Below are 16,516 nucleotides of genomic sequence, written 5' to 3' on the forward strand. Positions count from 1 at the left end.
GAGTGCCCATCGAATTCCTCGGCATCGCCGCGCTCAACGACGGCAGCGAGACACGAGCACGCAGCGGCGCGAGCTTCGACCCGGAGTACACGGTGCGTCTGGCCGCGGCTCATGAGGACAGCGGGTGGGACCGCATCCTGTTCGCCTACCACTCCGGAGCCCCCGACCCCGCCGTCGCCGCCGCTTTCGTCGCGTCGCGGCTCGAGCGCATCCAGCTGCTGCTGGCGCACCGGCCCAACGTCTCCTACCCCACGGTCGCGGCGAAAGCCTTCGCGACCCTCGATCAGCTGAGTGGAGGCCGCCTGAGCGTCCACGTGATCACGGGCGGGTCGGACGCGGACCAGGCCGCGGAGGGCGACTACCTGAGCAAGGACGAGCGCTACGCGCGCACCGCCGAGTACATCAGGATCGTCAAGCAGGTCTGGACGACCCGTGAGCCGTTCGATCACGTCGGGGAGCACTACCGCTTCTCCCGGTTCGTCAGCGACGTCTGGCCGGTGCAGCAGCCTCGGCCGCAGATCTCGTTCGGAGGCTCCTCTCCCGCCGCTCTGTCCGTCGGTGCCGCCGAGAGCGACGTCTACGCGCTCTGGGGCGAGCCGCTGCGGGACACCGCCGAGCAGATCCGCAGCATCCGGGAGGCGGCGGCGGCGGCCGGCCGCGACGTCGCGCCGCGCATCCAGGTCGCCTTCCGACCCATCCTCGGGGCCACCGAGGAGCAGGCCTGGGAGAAGGCGGAGGGGATCCTCCGCCGCATCGAGGCGCGCACCCGCGAGACCGCCCCCGGAGGCCTCGCCGCGCCGGAGAACACCGGCTCGCAGCGCCTCCTCGCGATCGCCGCCGCAGGCGACCGTTTCGATCGCGCGCTCTGGACCAGGGCGGGAGTCGCCGCGGGAGCGCGCGGCAACTCGAACGCCCTCGTCGGGACACCGGAGACGGTGGCCGCCGCGCTGCTCGACTACGTCGATCTCGGGGTCGACATCATCTCGGCGCGCGGCTACGACTACGTCGACGACACCCTCGACTTCGGTCGCCACGTGATACCGCTGGTGCGCGAGGAGGTCGCTCGACGCGACGCCGCGGCCGCCCAGGCCGCCGAGGAGGCCGCTCGTGTCCTCGTCTGACACCGTCGCGGCCGACGAGTTCGTCCATGTGCGGGCCGATGACCCGCGGGCCCGGCCCCTGCTCGACGAGCTCGAGCGCGAGTACGACACCCGCTACGGCACCGCCTGGGGCGAGCCGGCATCGGCCGAGCTCGCGCGCTACCCGAGCGAGGTGTTCGCCCCGCCGGAGGGATCCTTCGTTTTGCTTCTGCGCGACGGCACCGCGATCGCCGGAGGCGCGCTGAAGAGATTCGACGACACGACCGCCGAGCTCAAGCGCATCTGGACATCCTCGGCGCACCGTCGGCAGGGACTCGCCCTGCGCGTGGTCGCAGAGCTCGAGGCGGAGGCCCGCCGGCTCGGCTACTCGACCGTCTACCTCACGACCGGGCCGCTCCAGCCGGAGGCGCAGCGGCTCTACCTCACCGCGGGCTACACACCGCTCTACGACGTGACCCAGCCTCCGGAGGTGGTCGTCCTGCACGGCTATGCGCGGACGCTCACCGATCGGCCGCTCGACGTCGCGAGGATCCGGACCGCGCACGACGACTCCCTCGCGCAGCTCACCGCGTCCCTGCCCGACGGCGGAGCACGCCTGCGCGGTCGCGTCACGGGGCGTGCCTCATGAGCGGCACGATCGCGCCGCCTCGACCGCGGGACACGTCCGGCCCCCTTCCCGGAGGCATCGACCTCGCCCGACTCGGCGAGCGGCCGGTGCTGCCGCTGCGCCACCCGGTGCGCTGGGTGGTCGCCGCACTGGTCCTCGTGCTCCTGCTGAACGCCGGACAGACCCTCTTCACGAACCCGTCGTGGGAGTGGCCGAAGGTCGGGACCTGGCTCTTCAGTCCGGCGATCCTGAAGGGGCTGCAGCTGACGCTCCTCGCCACCGCCATCAGCGCCGTGATCAGCTTCGTCGGAGGCATCGTCGTCGCAGTAGCCCGGCTCTCGGGCAATCCGGTGCTGTCGACGCTCAGCTGGGTCTACATCTGGCTGTTCCGCTCGGTGCCGCTGATCCTCGTCCTCATCTTCCTGTTCAATCTCGGCAACCTGTATCCGACCGTCGGCATCGGCATCCCTTTCGGTCCGCAGTGGTCGGTGCCGACGGTGTCGCTGCTGCCTCCGCTCGCCCTCGGCGTGATCGGCCTGAGCCTGTCCGAGATCGCCTACAGCGCCGAGGTCGTCCGTTCCGGGGTGCTCGCGGTCGATCAGGGGCAGCACGAAGCGGCGAAGGCGCTCGGGATCCCGCAGCGCCGCCAGTTCACCCGCATCGTCCTCCCGCAGGCGCTCCGCTCGATCGTGCCCGCCTACGTGAACCAGATCATCGGCCTGCTGAAGGCGAGCTCGCTGCTGTTCTACGTCTCGCTGCTCGACCTGTTCGGGGTCGCTCAGAACCTCGGCAGCACGTACCCGACGGACATCATCCCCCTGCTCGTCGTCGCGACGATCTGGTACCTGGTGCTGACCTCGGCGATCTCGGTCGTGCAGTTCTACATCGAGCGCTTCTACGCCCGCGGCGCGCACCGGGAGCTCGCGCCCACGCCCCTCCAGCGGGTGCGGCGCTCGCTCGCCGGCCTGAGGAGTGCGCGATGACCGCCGCCATCGAGATCCACAACGCGACCAAGTCCTACGGCGACCGGACCGTGCTCCGGGGAGTCGACCTGCGCGTCGAGGCGGGCACCGTCACGGTTATCCTCGGTCCGAGCGGCTCGGGCAAGTCGACCCTGCTGCGGGCGATCAACCATCTCGAGAAGCTCGACGAGGGGTTCGTCTCCGTGAACGGCGAGCTGATCGGGGTGCGGCTGCGCGGCGGTCGGCTCAAGGAGCTGCGCGAGAAGGAGATCCTGCGCCAGAGGGCGAGGATCGGCTTCGTCTTCCAGAGCTTCAACCTCTTCCCGCACCTGACGATCCTCGAGAACGTCACCGAGGCGCCGATCTCGCAGGGGCAGCCGCCCGCGGAGGCCCGCGAGCGGGCACGCGCCCTGCTCGAGCACGTCCGTCTCGCCGACAAGGCGGCGGCCTATCCGAGGCAGCTCTCCGGCGGCCAGCAGCAGCGCGTGGCCATCGCGCGTGCGCTCGCGCTCGACCCCGAGGTGATCCTCTTCGACGAGCCGACCTCGGCTCTCGATCCCGAGCTCGTCGGGGAGGTGCTGCAGGTCATCCGGTCGCTGGCCGAGAGCGGCCGCACCCTCATCGTCGTGACCCACGAGATCGGCTTCGCCCGCGAGGTCGCCGACCGGGTGGTGTTCGTCGACGACGGCCTCGTCGTCGAGCAGGGCAGCCCGAGCGAGGTCCTCGACCGCCCGCAGAATCCGCGGACCCGCGACTTCCTCGGCCGAGTCCTCGGCTGAGCCCCCGCACTCCTCCTTCTCTCCATCCGCACGACAGACACAGGAATCGAATCATGACCAGACCGCACATCACTCGTTGGACCAGAGTCGGGGCGCTTCTCGCTGCCGCCGCGCTGACGACGGGCCTCGCGGCCTGCTCCGGTGCCGCCGCCTCCGACCCGGCCTCCCCGGGAGCCGCCTCCGGCACCACCACCGTCACCGTGGGTGCCCTCTCCAACGGAGCGGCGACCGAGACGGACATCGACGTGCCGGTCGTCGACGAGATCCGCGGCACGCTGCCGCAGGAGATCCTCGACCGCGGGACCCTGACGATCGGCGTCGGCGCTCTCCCCGCAGGCTTCCCTCCGCTCGCGTTCACCGGGACCGACACCGAGACCCTCACCGGCTCGGAGCCCGATCTCGGCCGCCTCGTCGCCGCCGTCCTCGGGCTGCAGCCCGAGGTGGAGAACTCCACCTGGGACAACCTCTTCGTGGGCATCGACACCGGAGGCAGCGACGTCGGCTTCTCGAACATCACCGTCACGGAGAAGCGCAAGGAGAAGTACGACTTCGCCTCCTACCGCGCCGACACCCTCGCGTTCCAGGTCCTCGCCTCGAACGACTGGGAGTTCGACGGCGACTACGAGAACCTCGACGGACTCACCGTCGCGGTCAGCAGCGGCACCAACCAGGAGAAGATCCTGCTCGAGTGGCAGGCCCGTCTGCAGTCCGAGGGCAGGTCCCTGGAGATCACGCGACTGCCCGATGCCAACTCCGTCACTCTCGCTCTCGGCTCCGGCCGGATCGACGCCTACTTCGGGCCCAACCCGACGACGGTCTACCAGAACCGGATCTCGGAGGACGGCGCCGACCCGACCCGCAACGCCGGCACGTTCTCCGGAGCGGGCGAATCGCTCGACGGGCTGATCGCGGCGACTGTGAAGAAGGACTCCGGACTCGCCGAGCCGATCGCCCAGGCCCTCGGCTACCTCATCGGGAACGGTCAGTACCAGGACTGGCTGTCGGCCTACGGCCTGCAGGACGAGGCCGTGGACGAGGCCCTGGTGAACCCGCCCGGGCTCCCGCTCGACAACAGCTGAGCCGCCCCCGCCTCGGGCGCCCCGATCGACCAGCGGGGCGCCCTCCGCCCGCTTCCCCGAGGACTCCCATGCACCTGTTCGACTCGCTCACGCGCGAACGACTCGACCGCCCGACGAGCCGCAAGTGGAGCCTCCGCCCCGGCACCATCGGAGCCTGGGTCGCCGAGATGGACTTCGGTACGGCGCCGGCCGTTCGGAGGGCACTCCACGACGCCGTGGCCGGCGACGTGCTGGGCTATCTGTCCCCCTCGACTGCGGGCGAGCTGGGCGAGGCCGCCGCGGAGTACCTCGCTGAGCAGTACGCGTGGACGGTCGACCCCGCCCGCGTGCACTCCGTCTCGGATGTCATGGCCGCGCTCGGAGTGGCCGTCACCGAGTTCTCCCGCCCCGGCTCACCGGTGATCGTGCCTACCCCCGCTTACATGCCGTTCCTCACCTACCTGTCGGCCATCGGACGCGAGGTGATCGAGGTCCCGGGAACGATCGTCGACGGCCGCTGGGAGCACGACCTCGACGGGATCGATGCGGCCTTCGCGCAGGGAGCGGGCACCCTGGTGCTCTGCAATCCGCACAACCCGACGGGCTCGGTCCTGCCGCGGTCCGAGCTCGAAGGTCTCGCCGCTGTCGTCGAGCGCCACGGCGGGCGGGTCTTCGCCGACGAGATCCACGCGCCGCTGCGGTTCGACGGCGTCCCCCACATCCCTTACGCCTCGGTCTCGGAGGAGGCCGCCCGGCATTCCGTCACCGGAACGAGCGCCTCGAAGGCGTGGAACATCCCCGGCCTGAAGGCCGCGCAGCTGATCACCACGAACGACGCAGACGAGGACGTCTACTCGCGCTTCGGGTTCGCGGTGCAGCACGGCGCTTCGAATCTCGGCGTGATCGCCTCGACGGCCGCCTACCGGGAGGGCGGAGCGTGGCTCGACGAGGTCGTCGACTACCTCGACGGCAACCGGCGCCTCATCGCCGACTTCCTCGCCTCCGAGCTGCCCCGGATCGGGCACCGCACCCCGGAGGCGACGTATCTCGCCTGGTTCGACCTGGGTGCTCTCGGCCTCGCCGATCCCGCGCAGCACCTGCAGCGCGAGGCGGGAGTGACGCTCACCTCCGGACGCCTGTGCGGCGCCGGCTACGCCGACCACGTGCGTCTCGTCTTCGCCATGCCGCGTCCCCTCCTCCTCGAGGCGCTCGAAGCCGTGCGGGCCGCTGTGTGAACGGCGGAGCGCCTTCGCGGGGACTCGACGAGGTGGGACGGCGGAGCACCGAGGCGGGCGGCATCGCACGACAGTGGCGAGGAGCCGTCCTTCAGCGCCTCCGCTCCCTCTGCACCCCCGATGAGGCCGGGCCGCCGGCGGTGGACCGGGCGGCCTCGCGTGTCGAGGCTGTGCAGCTCGCCCACGAGATCGAGCACGGATCCTTCCGCCCGGTGCCCGGCCGGTCGCAGGATCCGGAGTGAGACGGGGCGGACCCCCCCTACGTCCCGAAGAGGTTGGCGCGGGTCCCGCCGGGAGCGAGCTCGTCGCGGAGGATCCCGCGGCGGCGCAGGACGGGGACGAGGTCGTCGAGCATCCGGTGCAGGGTGACCGGGTGCAGGTCCCCGGAGAGGAGGAGCCCGTCGCTGCCGCCGTCGTCGCCGAGCTCCTCGACGAAGTCGGCGAACTCCTCCGCGGTGCCGACGAAGCCGGCGCGCTCGGCGACGCGGCCCTTGCGCGCCTTCCTGGTGAGCAGCTCCCGCAGCGGAGCGTCCTCCGTGCCGCCGTACAGGCCGGCGATGGTGCCGTGCGAGACGTGCTCGCCGAACACCGACCGCGGGACGGGGAGGTCCAGGTCCAGCCCGGTGAGGTCGGTCTCCAGGTCGCTCGACCAGCCGAGCGCGATCCGCCGCAGCGCGTTCTCGTCGGGGCGGCGCGACGCCTCGACGACGCGCGCCGCCTCCTCCGGGCTCGACACGATCTCGGGCTTCACGACGAAGAGCACGCGCAGGTCGTCCGCCGTCCGCCCGTGCTGCTCGGCCGCGGCGAGCACGCGCGCCCGGTAGTCGCGCACCGCCCGGGCCTCCAGCGGTGCGAGAGCGAGCTGCACGTCCGACTGCGTGCCGGCGAAAGCCAGCCCGCGGGGCGAGCCGCCGGGGGAGACCACGATCGGGTCGCCGTTCTCGAAGGGGACGGCGTTGAGGGGGCCGTCCACGCGGAAGTGCTCCCCGCGGTGCCGGAACGCGTCGATCCGGGTGCCGTCGGCGTAGCGGCCCGACCCGGGGTCGGCGACCAGCGCGCCCTCGCCCCAGCTGTGCCAGAGCCGGCGGACGACCGCCATCCACTCGTCGGCCCGGTCGTAGGCCGCGTCGTGCGACAGCGGCTCCAGGCCCACGTGGCGGGCGCTGCCGACGTCGGTGACCAGGTTGATCCCGAAGCGGTCGGAGCTGAGGTGCTGCAGCGTCGCCGCCTGCCGGGCGGCGAGGTACGGGGGCGTGATGCCGGCGTTGATCGTCGGCGCCAGCCCGATCCGCTCGGTCGCCGCGAACAGGTACGGCGCCAGGAGGAGCGGATCGTGCTTCGGCCCGCCGTACGCTCCCCGCACCCGCAGGTCGAGCGTCTCCGGGGAGCCGAGCGAGACGGCGTCCTCCATCACGATCAGCTCGAAGCCGGCCTGCTCCAGCTCGCGGGCCGACTGCTGGTAGAGGCCGGGCTTCGTCCAGTCGTGGTTCCACTCCCGGTAGGGGTGCCCCCACCCCTGCGGGCCGAAGCCCCGGGAGAAGAACCAGCCGAAGTGCTGACGGCGCGCCACGCTCACACCTCCGCGAGCGCGGGGAGGGCGTGTGCGCGCACCGCGGCGAGCCCGCGCTCGAGGTCGCGGAGGAGGTCGTCGACGTCCTCGATCCCGATCGACAGCCGGAGGAGCCCGGGGTGGATCCCGGCGGCAGCGCGCTCGGCGGGGGTGCGTCCGGCGTGGGTGGTCGACGCGGGGTGCAGCACCAGCGAGCGCACGTCGCCGAGGTGGGTCATGTGGCTGAACAGCTCGACGGCGTCGATGAAGGCGGCCGCGCCCGCCTCGCCTCCGGCTACGGTGAAGGAGAAGACGGAGCCCTGCCCGCGGGGGAGCAGCCGCTGCGCGAGGGCGAACGACGGGCTCGACTCCAGGCCGGAGTAGTCGACCGCCACGACCTCGGGCCGCCCCTCGAGGAAGCGGGCGACGGCGAGGGCGTTCGCGGAGTGCCGCTCGACCCGCAGCGACAGCGTCTCGACGCCCTGCCGCAGCAGGAAGGAGTTCAGCGGTGACGGCGTCGGTCCGAGGCGGGAGACCACGATGTCCCGCGTGTACGAGACGAAGGCGCGCCGGCCGTGCTGCTCGGTCCAGCTGCGGCCGCCGAACGACCGCTCCTCCTGGTTGAGGTGCGGGAAGAGCGCGGGGCGCGCCGACCAGTCGAACGTGCCGGCGTCGACGATCACGCCGCCGAGGGCGGAGCCGTGCCCGGCGAGGAACTTGCTGGTCGAGTGCACGACCACGTCGGCCCCGTGCTCGATCGGGCGGAGGAGGTACGGGGTCGCGAGCGTGTTGTCGACCACGAACGGGAGCCCGTGCCGGTGCGCGATCGCGGCCAGCGCCGGGAGGTCCAGCAGATCGTTCTTCGGGTTGGGGATCGGCTCGCCGAAGAGGACCCGGGTGTCGGGCCCGATCCGCCGTTCCCACTCGCCGAGGTCCGACGCGTCGTCGACGAAGTCCACGCCGATCCCGAGCCGCCCGAAGTTCTGCACCAGCAGCCCGCGGTTGCCCTCGTAGAGGCGGCGCGACGAGAGCACCCGGTCGCCGGCCTGCAGGATCCCCAGGAGAGCGGAGGCGGTCGCCGCCTGGCCGCTCGCCACCAGGATCGCCTCGGCGCCGCCCTCGAGATCGGCGAGCCGGCGCTCGACCTCCTCGGTGGTCGGGTTCCCGTTGCGGGTGTAGAGATAGCCCTCGTCCTCGCCGGCGAACCGCTCGCGGGCGTGCTCGAAGCTGTCGAACACGAAGCCGGCGCTGAGGTGCACGGGAGTGACGCGCGCCCCGTGGGCGCCGTCGGGCGCGGCACCGGCGTGCACCTGGCGCGTGGAGAAGCCGGCCGCCGCGGAGGCACGGGGTGCGGGCGCGGAGGTCATGGTCGCGGTGGTCGCCGCAGCAGTGGTCGCGGTGGTCGCCGGTGCAGTGATCGTCACGGTGTGCTCCTGTCCAGACGCCCGGAAGGCGGATGCCGGGAGCCTGTCAGGCCGAGGGGAGTGCGCGCCGGATCGTGACGGAGTGTGACTGCCAGGGCGCCGTCGCGGGTCGTGGACGTCGACCGCTCGGAGTCCGCGGGTCGTGACTCAGCTGTGCGTCGTGTTCGCCCGGATCTCCTCGACGGACAGCTCCGGCGCACCGCCTGCCGCGGCCGCCGGGTCCATCCAGACGAAGTCCCAGTGGTGGCCGTCGAGGTCGTCGAAGCTCTTCGAGTACATGAACCCGTGGTCCTGCTCGCCGGCCGGGGTCGCGCCCGCGGCGAGGGCCTTCCCGTGGAGGGTGTCGACCTCCTCCCTGCTGTCGGCGCTGAGGGCGAGCTGCACCTCGGTCGAGGTGGTGGCGTCGATGATCGGCTTGCTGGTGAACTCGGCGAAGAACTCCCTCGTGAGCAGCATCGTGGTGATCGTGTCGCTGATCACCACGCTGACGGCGTTCTCGTCGCTGAAGCCCTCGTTGATCGAGTAGCCGAGCGACTCATAGAAGGCCCTCGCCCGGGCGAGATCGGCGACGGCCAGGTTGACGAAGAGCATGGTGGGCATCGGTGCACCGTTCCTGTCGGGACGCCGGTGGCGCGCCGCCGCCGGTCGTGACTGCATGATGATGACCGGCCGGCGGCGGTGTCAAGGAAGCGCCGTCGAGAAGGCGGCGGATGCCCGGTGCGGGGCGCCCGGGTGAGACTGCGGCGCGCGAGCGGGGAGCGGCTCATCGTCGTGAAGCCCTTTGGGAAGGGTCGTCACGGCTCCGCGTCCGCGTCAGTTCTGGTGGAAGCCGCGCCTGTACGGAGAAGGCTGTTGTTCCCTCGGCCGCTCGAACCTATGGTCGGCGATCGTGACCGCGGCGGCGGGGCTCCTCCTCCGTGACGGACCGCTCGGAAGGGTTGACCATGCGACGAAGCAGAACGTTCCACCTCTCGATCACCGCTGTGATCGCCTGCCTGACCGTCGGGACGGTCGCACCGGCCCCAGTCGCTCCTGCCGCCTCGACGAGTGTCCCGGTCGTCGTGAGCCGCGTCGACGGCATGTCCACGGGATTCCTCAGCGGTGTCGACGTCTCCTCCGTCCTCTCCCTCGAGGAGAGCGGGGTCGTCTTCCGCGAGAGGAGCGGCTCTCCGGCGGATCTCTTCGCCGTCCTCGCTGATGCGGGCGTCACGGCGGTCCGGGTCAGGGTGTGGAACGATCCGTTCGATGACCGCGGCCGAGGCTACGGCGGCGGGAACGTCGACGTCGGGCGAGCCGTCGAGGTCGGCAGACGCGCCACGGCTGCTGGACTGGGAGTGCTGGTCGACTTCCACTACTCCGACTTCTGGGCGGACCCCGGTCGTCAGCTGGCTCCGAAGTCGTGGGCCGGCTCGACGCCGGAGGCGACGGCAGCAGCCGTGCGAGGCTTCACGGTCAGCGCGCTGCGGAGGTTCGAGGACGCCGGCGTCGACGTGCGCGTCGTTCAGGTCGGAAACGAGACGAACACCGGGATGGCCGGCTACTCCCGCGACGCCACATCGATGGACGCCTCCCTCGCAGCGCTCTTCGCAGCGGGTGCTTCCGCCGTGCGGGAAGTGCTGCCGCATGCTCTTGTCGCTCTGCACTTCACGAACCCGGAATCCGTCGGGCGGTACTCGGCGATCGCCGCGGGGCTCCACCGCTTCGGAGTCGACTACGACGTCTTCGCGAGCTCCTACTATCCGTACTGGCACGGCTCGACCGCGAACCTCACCGAGGTGCTGGCCCAGGTCTCACGGACCTACGGCAAGAAGGTGATGGTCGCCGAGACCTCGTGGCCGTACACCCTGACGGACGGCGACGGGCATCCGAACGTCATCGCCACTGCTCCCTCTTCGAGCCGGTACCCGATCAGTGTGCAGGGCCAGGCGACGGCTCTCCGGGATGTCGTCGCAGCAGTGCGCGATGTCGGATCGACGGGCATCGGCGTCTTCTACTGGGAGCCGGCCTGGCTGCCCGTCGGTCCTCCATCGGCTCTCGCCGCGAACCGGTCGCTCTGGGAGCGCTTCGGCGCGGGATGGGCGACGAGCCGCGCCGCGGGCTACGACCCGGTCCACGTCGGCGGGAGTCACGGCGGATCGGCCTGGGACAACCAGGCCCTGTTCGCTGCGGACGGCCGTCCCCTTGAATCCCTGCGCACCTTCGAGTACCTTCGCGGCACCCGCGGTTCCCGCGAGGTCTCGACCTCGGAGTGAAGCAGGTGGTCGATCCTCAGTGGTCCCGCCGCACGACCCGGACGCCCTTCCCCGGAACGACCACGGTCCCGTCCACGGTGCTGCCGGTGATGAGCTCGAGCGTGCCGGGGCTCGCGACCGCCGCGTCCGTATCGGCATGGTTGATGAGGAAGGTGAAGTCCGCGACGTCACCGTGGCGGACGACGACTTCGAGCCCTTCCACTGTCTCGGCGGGTGGAGTGATGCCGGCGTCCGTGAGCAGGGTGTCGACGAAGTCCGCGAGGTCGTCGCCCCGGAGCCGCGTGGAGAGGTACCAGGCCGATCCGTCGCCGAGCACGTTGCGGGTGATCGCCGGTCCTCCGGCAGCTGGTCCGGTGGCGTACCGCGCTCTCTCGACCGCGCCCTCGAGGGCGATGTCGTCGGTCCAGCCGCTTCCTCGCGCTCCGGAGTCGAGCTCGACGACCTCGCCGTCGCGGAGCGGCAGGAACTCGGGGATCGAGAGGCCGAGGACCTCGCGGAGGGCGCCGGGGAAGCCGCCCTCGTGCACGGCGTCGTTCTCGTCGACGATCCCTGAGAAGTAGGAGGCGGCGAACGTGCCGCCGGCGCGGACGTACTCGGTCACGTTCGAGGACGACGTCCGGTCCATCAGGTAGAGCGAGGGGGCGAGGACGAGGCCGTAGCCGCTGAGATCGGAGTGGGGGTGGGCGAAGTCGACCGTGACACCGCGCTTCCAGAGCGCGGAGTAGAAGGCCTCGATCCGCTCGCGGTGATCGAGCTCGACCGAGGGCCGCCACTCCAGATCGTGCGCCCAGAAGGACTCGATGTCCCACAGGATCGCGACGCGAGTCCGGACGACGGAGCCGAGGACCGCTGAGAGGCGGTCGAGGTCGGCGCCGAACTCGACGACCTCCTTCCAGACCCGCGTCCGCGCCCCGGCGTGGGGGAGCATCGCGGAGTGGAACTTCTCGGCTCCGTACCGGGAGGCCCGGAACTGGAAGAAGAGGACCGCGTCGGCCCCGCGCGCGAGATGGCTCGCGGCGTTGCGTGCGAGCTCACCGGGGCGTTTCGCGATGTTGCGCGGCTGCCAGTTCACCGCCGACGTCGAGTGCTCCATGAGGATCCACGGACGCCCTCCGGCGAAAGATCGCGTGAGGTCGGCGTCCATCGCCAGCAGCACGTGGTTGTCGTGGCGCTCTGCGGCCAGGTAGTGGTCGTTCGAGACCAGGTCGACCTCGCTGCTCCATCTCCAGTAGTCGATCGAGGGGCAGTTGGTGGCCATGAAGTTCGTGGTGACCGGCTTGTCCGAGTAGCGCTTGATCGCGTCGCGCTCCGCCGTGAAGCAGGCGAGGAGCGCGTCCGAGGTGAAGCGGGCGAAATCGAGCCGCTGCGTCTGGTTCACGACGGTGGCCGCGACCCGTGGCGCGTCGATCTCGTCCCACTCCCCGTACACCTGGCCCCAGAAGAGCGTGCCCCACGCCGCGTTCAGAGCGCCGAGCGTCGCGTACTTCGCCTGCAGCCAGGCGCGGAAGGCCGCGACAGAGTAGTCGGAGTAGTCCTCGCTGACCGGAGCGCCGTACTCGTTGTGCACGTGCCAGAGGACCACCGCGGGATGCGCGGCGTAGCGCTGCGCGAGCTGCTCCGTGACGGCGACGGCCGCCGCCCGGTACTCGGGCGAGCTCGGGCTGACCATGCCGCGCGAGCCCCGGCCCAGGGTGACGCCCTCCCGGGTGACAGGGTGGGAGTCCGGGTACGCCTTCCAGAACCAGGCGGGCGGGACGGTCGTCGGGGTCGCGAGGTCGACATCGATCCCGGCGCCGTGCAGCAGATCGAGCAGCTCGTCGAGGAACCCGAAGTCGTACCGGCCCTCCTGCGGCTCGAGCAGTGCCCAGGAGAAGATCCCGACGCTGACGAGGTCGACGCCCGCCTCGCGCATCAGGGCGACGTCCTCCGCCCAGACCTCCCGCGGCCACTGCTCGGGGTTGTAGTCGCCTCCGTAACGCAGCCCCGGCCGCCCCGGGATCCACGGAGCCCGGGGGAGCGGACGCCCGTCGGCTCCGGGGAGCCGGTAGCGGAAGGCGGAGGGGGTGTCGCCGGTAGCGGTGGTCATGCGAGCTGTCTCCTTCGGCTGTGCGCGGTCCCAGTGTCGTGCCCTGGTGCGGGTGGCTGCGCCACTGTTGACAGGACCATACACGTATGGCTAACTGTAACCGCTCACAGGGCACGCCGCCGTCCTCCTCCCGAGCGGAGGCGCCGGGGATCGACGAACCAGCTTCTTCAAGGAGGACGAATGCACATCCCGTTCCGCAGGATCCGCTCCCTCGGCGCCGCCGCCGCTGTCACCGGAGCGCTCCTGCTCACCGGTTGCTCCACCGGCTTCGACGACGGAGCCTCGGGCCCTGTCGAGCTGACGTATTGGGCCTGGGCGCCGAACCTCGATCAGGTCGTCGACATCTGGAACGAGGACCACCCGGAGATCCAGGTCACCGTCAGCAAGCAGGACGGCGGCGACCCCGCCATCACCAAGCTGCTCACCGCCGTCAAGGCGGGCAGCGGAGCCCCCGATCTGGTTCAGGCCGAGTACCAGAAGATCCCCACCCTCGTCGCGGCGGATGCTCTGGCCGACATCTCCGACGAAGGCGCCGGCGATCTGGAGGGCAGCTTCTCCGACGGCACCTGGTCGGCCGTCACGCTCGGAGGTGATGCCGTCTACGCGATCCCCCAGGACTCGGGGCCGATGATGGCCTACTATCGCGCGGACATCCTCGAGAGCCTCGGCCTCGGCGTCCCGACGACGTGGGAGGAGTACGCCGCGGCCGCGGAGGCCGTCCACGCCTCCGACCCGGCCCGACACCTGGGCACCTTCTCCTCCAACGACGCGGGCTGGTTCGCCGGCCTCGCGCAGCAGGCCGGAGCCTCCTGGTGGTCGACGGACGACCGGAGCTGGGGCGTCGACATCGACGCCGGACCGACCGAGAAGGTCGCGGCCTACTGGGGAGAGCTCGTCGAATCCGGGGCGATCGGCAACACGCCGATGTACACGCCGGAGTGGAACGCAGGGTTGAACGACGGTTCGCAGGTCGGCTGGATCAGCGCCGTCTGGGCACCCGGCGTGCTCAGCGGCAACGCCCCCGACACGAAAGGCGCGTGGATCGCCGCAGCTCTGCCGCAGTGGGACGCCGCGAACCCCTCCAGCGGGAACTGGGGAGGAAGCACCACGGCAGTCACCAGTCAGACGAAGAAGACCGCGGCCGCTGCCGAGTTCGCGACCTGGCTGAACACGGATCCGGTGGCGGTCGCGGCACTCGCCGAGGTCGCGGGCGTCTACCCGGCGGCGACCGAGGCGGCGAGAGCAGCGCTCAGCAGCCCGCCCGACTTCTTCAGCACCCAGGGGGACTTCTCCGACATCGCCGCCGCCGCCTCCGAGTCGGTCGCTCCGTTCACCTACGGGCCGAACGTGAACGTCGCCTTCAGCGCGTACAACGACGAGTTCGCGAAGGCCGCCGCCGCGAGGACGCGGTCCGCCTTCGTCGACGCCGTGGCCGAGATGCAACGGATCACCTCCGACGACCTCGTGAAGAGCGGCTTCTCCGTGGAGTGACCGGTGCGCGGCCCGCGTCCACCATCGGGCCGCGCGCCTCCCGGCGGCGAGGATCCGGCGCCGCTTCCCGACCGCTCTCGTTCCGAAGGACTCGGCATGGCTCCCCCACCCCTGACTCTCCCGACCGCGCCGCCGAGGAGAGGTCGACTCGGCACCGGCTTCCGCGCCCGAGTACTCGCTCCCTATGCGATGCTCGCACCGGCGATCGTGCTCTTCGCCGCCTTCATGGCCGCGCCGATCCTCTACACCGTCATGCTCAGCTTCCAGAAGAAGCAGGCCGTTGGGCTCGGCCTGGGTTCCGGCGGCCGGAAGCAGGTCTTCGCCGGCATCGAGAACTACCTCGGGTCGCTCAGCGATCCGGAGTTCGGGGCCAGCGTCGGACGGGTGCTCCTCTACGGGCTCGTCCTCATCCCGTGCATGCTCGGTCTCGCGCTCCTCTTCGCTCTCCTCCTCGACGCGAGGCGGGCCCGTGCGGTCTCGTTCTCGAGGGTCTCGATCTTCCTGCCTTACGCCGTACCGGCCGTCATCTCCTCGCTGCTCTGGGGATTCCTCTACCTGCCGGCCGTCTCGCCTTTCGCGTACGTGATTGAGCGGCTGGGCGGGGAAGCCCCCGACATCCTGTCCTCCGGCGCCGTCGTCTTCGGGATCGCGAACATCGCGCTCTGGGGCGGCGTCGGATTCAACATGATCGTCATCCACACCGCCCTCCAGGCCATTCCCTCCGACGTCTACGAGGCGGCACGGATCGACGGGGCGAGCGATCTGCAGATCGCGCTGCGCATCAAGATCCCGATCGTCACCCCCGCTCTGGTGATGACGGCGCTCTTCTCGATGGTCGCAACTCTGCAGGTGTTCGCCGAGCCGACGACGCTGCGACCGCTGACCAACAGCCTCTCGACCTCCTGGTCCCCGCTGATGCTCGTCTACCGGGACGCGTTCACCCGCGACGACATCCACTCCGCCGCCGCGACCTCCGTCGTGATCGCGCTCGCCAGTTTCGCCGTCTCCTTCCTCTTCCTCCGGGTCGTGCAGAAGCGAGCCTTCGGACAGGAGGACTGATCCGTGCCCGTCATCCTTCAGCGGCCCCCCGCCCGCACCGTCGGGCGGACACGGTCCAGGACCGCACGCCGCGACCCCGATCGCGGACGTCCGGGCTGGATCGCGACGACGATCCTGCTGATCGGCGCCGTCTACTGCCTCTTCCCCGTGCTGTGGGTGGTGACGGCGTCCACGAAGAGCGGCGGCGAGCTCTTCTCCACCTTCACGCTCGCGCCCGGCTCGCATCTGATCGACAACGTGGTCGCTCTCGCGCAGTACCGGGGAGGTCTGTTCTGGCGCTGGATGCTGAACACCGCGCTCTACGCGGGCGTCGGTGCAGTGGCCTCTACCTGGGTATCGGCACTGTCGGGATACGTGCTCGCGAAGTTCGACTTCCCCGGCAGGAAGGGCGTCTTTGCCGTCCTGCTGATGGGCGTCCTCGTCCCCGGCGTGATCCTCGCGATCCCTCAGTACTTCCTGCTGGCCGAGGTGGGGCTGACCAACTCGTTCTGGGGAGTGCTGCTGCCGCAGATCATCAGCCCCTACGGCATCTACCTCGCGCGGATCTACGCCGCGGCCGCCGTGCCGACGGAGGTCATCGAGGCCGCCCGGACCGACGGCGCCCGGGAGATGGGGATCTTCACCCGGATCGCCGTTCCGATGCTCCTGCCGGGGCTGGTGACGATCTTCCTCTTCCAGTTCGTCGCGATCTGGAACAACTTCATGCTGCCGTACATCATGCTCGGCGACGACTCGCTCTTCCCGCTCACGGTCGGCCTGAACGGGCTGCTCAACCAGGGCGCCTCCGCGCCGGCGCTCTACACGCTGGTCATCACCGGGGCACTCCTCTCGATCCTGCCGCTGATCGCGATGTTCCTCGTCCTGCAGCGGTTCTGGCGGGTCGACCTGGCGGCCGGGGCGGTGAAGTGACGCGG

Annotated in this window: 14 protein-coding genes; 10 read left to right on the top strand and 4 right to left on the bottom strand. The window is 70.8% G+C overall.

The features are described 5' to 3' along the window. Positions 1-2: 2 nt before the first annotated feature. From C5C29_RS04865 to C5C29_RS04890, 6 genes are all read left to right on the top strand, one after another. Complete coding sequence (locus C5C29_RS04865) at positions 3-1,121, top strand: LLM class flavin-dependent oxidoreductase (RefSeq protein WP_104308027.1); 1,119 nt, start codon at positions 3-5, stop codon at positions 1,119-1,121. Continuing rightward, positions 1,108-1,728 (top strand): GNAT family N-acetyltransferase, encoded by a 621-nt coding sequence (locus C5C29_RS04870; protein WP_219813768.1) that lies wholly within the window; start codon positions 1,108-1,110, stop codon positions 1,726-1,728. The genes C5C29_RS04865 and C5C29_RS04870 overlap by 14 nt, the downstream gene beginning before the upstream one ends. Next, a complete protein-coding gene (locus tag C5C29_RS04875) occupies positions 1,725-2,690 on the top strand; it encodes an amino acid ABC transporter permease (protein ID WP_104233982.1) in 966 nt (321 codons plus the stop codon). Before C5C29_RS04870 ends, C5C29_RS04875 begins: the two co-directional genes overlap by 4 nt. Next, the gene (locus C5C29_RS04880; protein ID WP_104223287.1) at positions 2,687-3,448 is read left to right on the top strand and encodes an amino acid ABC transporter ATP-binding protein; all 762 of its coding nucleotides are present in this window, start codon (positions 2,687-2,689) and stop codon (positions 3,446-3,448) included. The genes C5C29_RS04875 and C5C29_RS04880 overlap by 4 nt, the downstream gene beginning before the upstream one ends. Positions 3,449-3,501: 53 nt before the next feature. Next, on the top strand, positions 3,502-4,527 hold the full coding sequence (locus tag C5C29_RS04885; RefSeq protein ID WP_104223286.1) for a transporter substrate-binding domain-containing protein: 1,026 nt from the start codon (positions 3,502-3,504) through the stop codon (positions 4,525-4,527). Between the two features lie 68 nt (positions 4,528-4,595). Next, the gene (locus C5C29_RS04890) at positions 4,596-5,741 is read left to right on the top strand and encodes a MalY/PatB family protein (RefSeq protein WP_104233981.1); all 1,146 of its coding nucleotides are present in this window, start codon (positions 4,596-4,598) and stop codon (positions 5,739-5,741) included. Between the two features lie 259 nt (positions 5,742-6,000). Here C5C29_RS04890 and C5C29_RS04895 read toward each other — a convergent pair whose 3' ends face one another. From C5C29_RS04895 to C5C29_RS04905, 3 genes are all read right to left on the bottom strand, one after another. Next, positions 6,001-7,311, bottom strand: coding sequence for an LLM class flavin-dependent oxidoreductase (locus C5C29_RS04895; RefSeq protein ID WP_104308028.1), 1,311 nt, complete (start codon positions 7,309-7,311; stop codon positions 6,001-6,003). Between the two features lie 2 nt (positions 7,312-7,313). Continuing rightward, a complete protein-coding gene (locus tag C5C29_RS04900) occupies positions 7,314-8,657 on the bottom strand; it encodes an O-acetylhomoserine aminocarboxypropyltransferase/cysteine synthase family protein (RefSeq protein ID WP_104308071.1) in 1,344 nt (447 codons plus the stop codon). Between the two features lie 204 nt (positions 8,658-8,861). Then, complete coding sequence (locus C5C29_RS04905; RefSeq protein ID WP_104267696.1) at positions 8,862-9,314, bottom strand: VOC family protein; 453 nt, start codon at positions 9,312-9,314, stop codon at positions 8,862-8,864. A 344-nt stretch (positions 9,315-9,658) separates the two neighbouring features. On the opposite strand from C5C29_RS04905, the gene C5C29_RS04910 reads away from it, so the two are divergent. Beyond that, positions 9,659-10,966, top strand: coding sequence for a glycosyl hydrolase 53 family protein (locus C5C29_RS04910; RefSeq protein WP_104223281.1), 1,308 nt, complete (start codon positions 9,659-9,661; stop codon positions 10,964-10,966). Positions 10,967-10,982: 16 nt separating this feature from the next. Here C5C29_RS04910 and C5C29_RS04915 read toward each other — a convergent pair whose 3' ends face one another. Beyond that, on the bottom strand, positions 10,983-13,052 hold the full coding sequence (locus C5C29_RS04915) for a beta-galactosidase (RefSeq protein ID WP_104223280.1): 2,070 nt from the start codon (positions 13,050-13,052) through the stop codon (positions 10,983-10,985). A gap of 180 nt (positions 13,053-13,232) precedes the next feature. Between C5C29_RS04915 and C5C29_RS04920 the strand changes: the two genes are divergently transcribed. The 3 genes from C5C29_RS04920 (at position 13,233) to C5C29_RS04930 (ending at position 16,511) form a co-directional block, all read left to right on the top strand. After that, positions 13,233-14,543 carry an ABC transporter substrate-binding protein gene (locus tag C5C29_RS04920; RefSeq protein ID WP_104223279.1) on the top strand — a complete coding sequence of 437 codons (1,311 nt, stop codon included), beginning with the start codon at positions 13,233-13,235 and terminating at the stop codon, positions 14,541-14,543. A 96-nt stretch (positions 14,544-14,639) separates the two neighbouring features. Continuing rightward, a complete protein-coding gene (locus tag C5C29_RS04925) occupies positions 14,640-15,602 on the top strand; it encodes a carbohydrate ABC transporter permease (protein WP_104223278.1) in 963 nt (320 codons plus the stop codon). 99 nt (positions 15,603-15,701) lie between these two features. Then, positions 15,702-16,511 (top strand): carbohydrate ABC transporter permease, encoded by an 810-nt coding sequence (locus tag C5C29_RS04930; protein WP_258062243.1) that lies wholly within the window; start codon positions 15,702-15,704, stop codon positions 16,509-16,511. Positions 16,512-16,516: the final 5 nt, after the last annotated feature.

Origin of the sequence: Rathayibacter sp. AY1H2 (genome assembly GCF_002931985.1) — a bacterium.
Lineage (GTDB): Bacteria > Actinomycetota > Actinomycetes > Actinomycetales > Microbacteriaceae > Rathayibacter.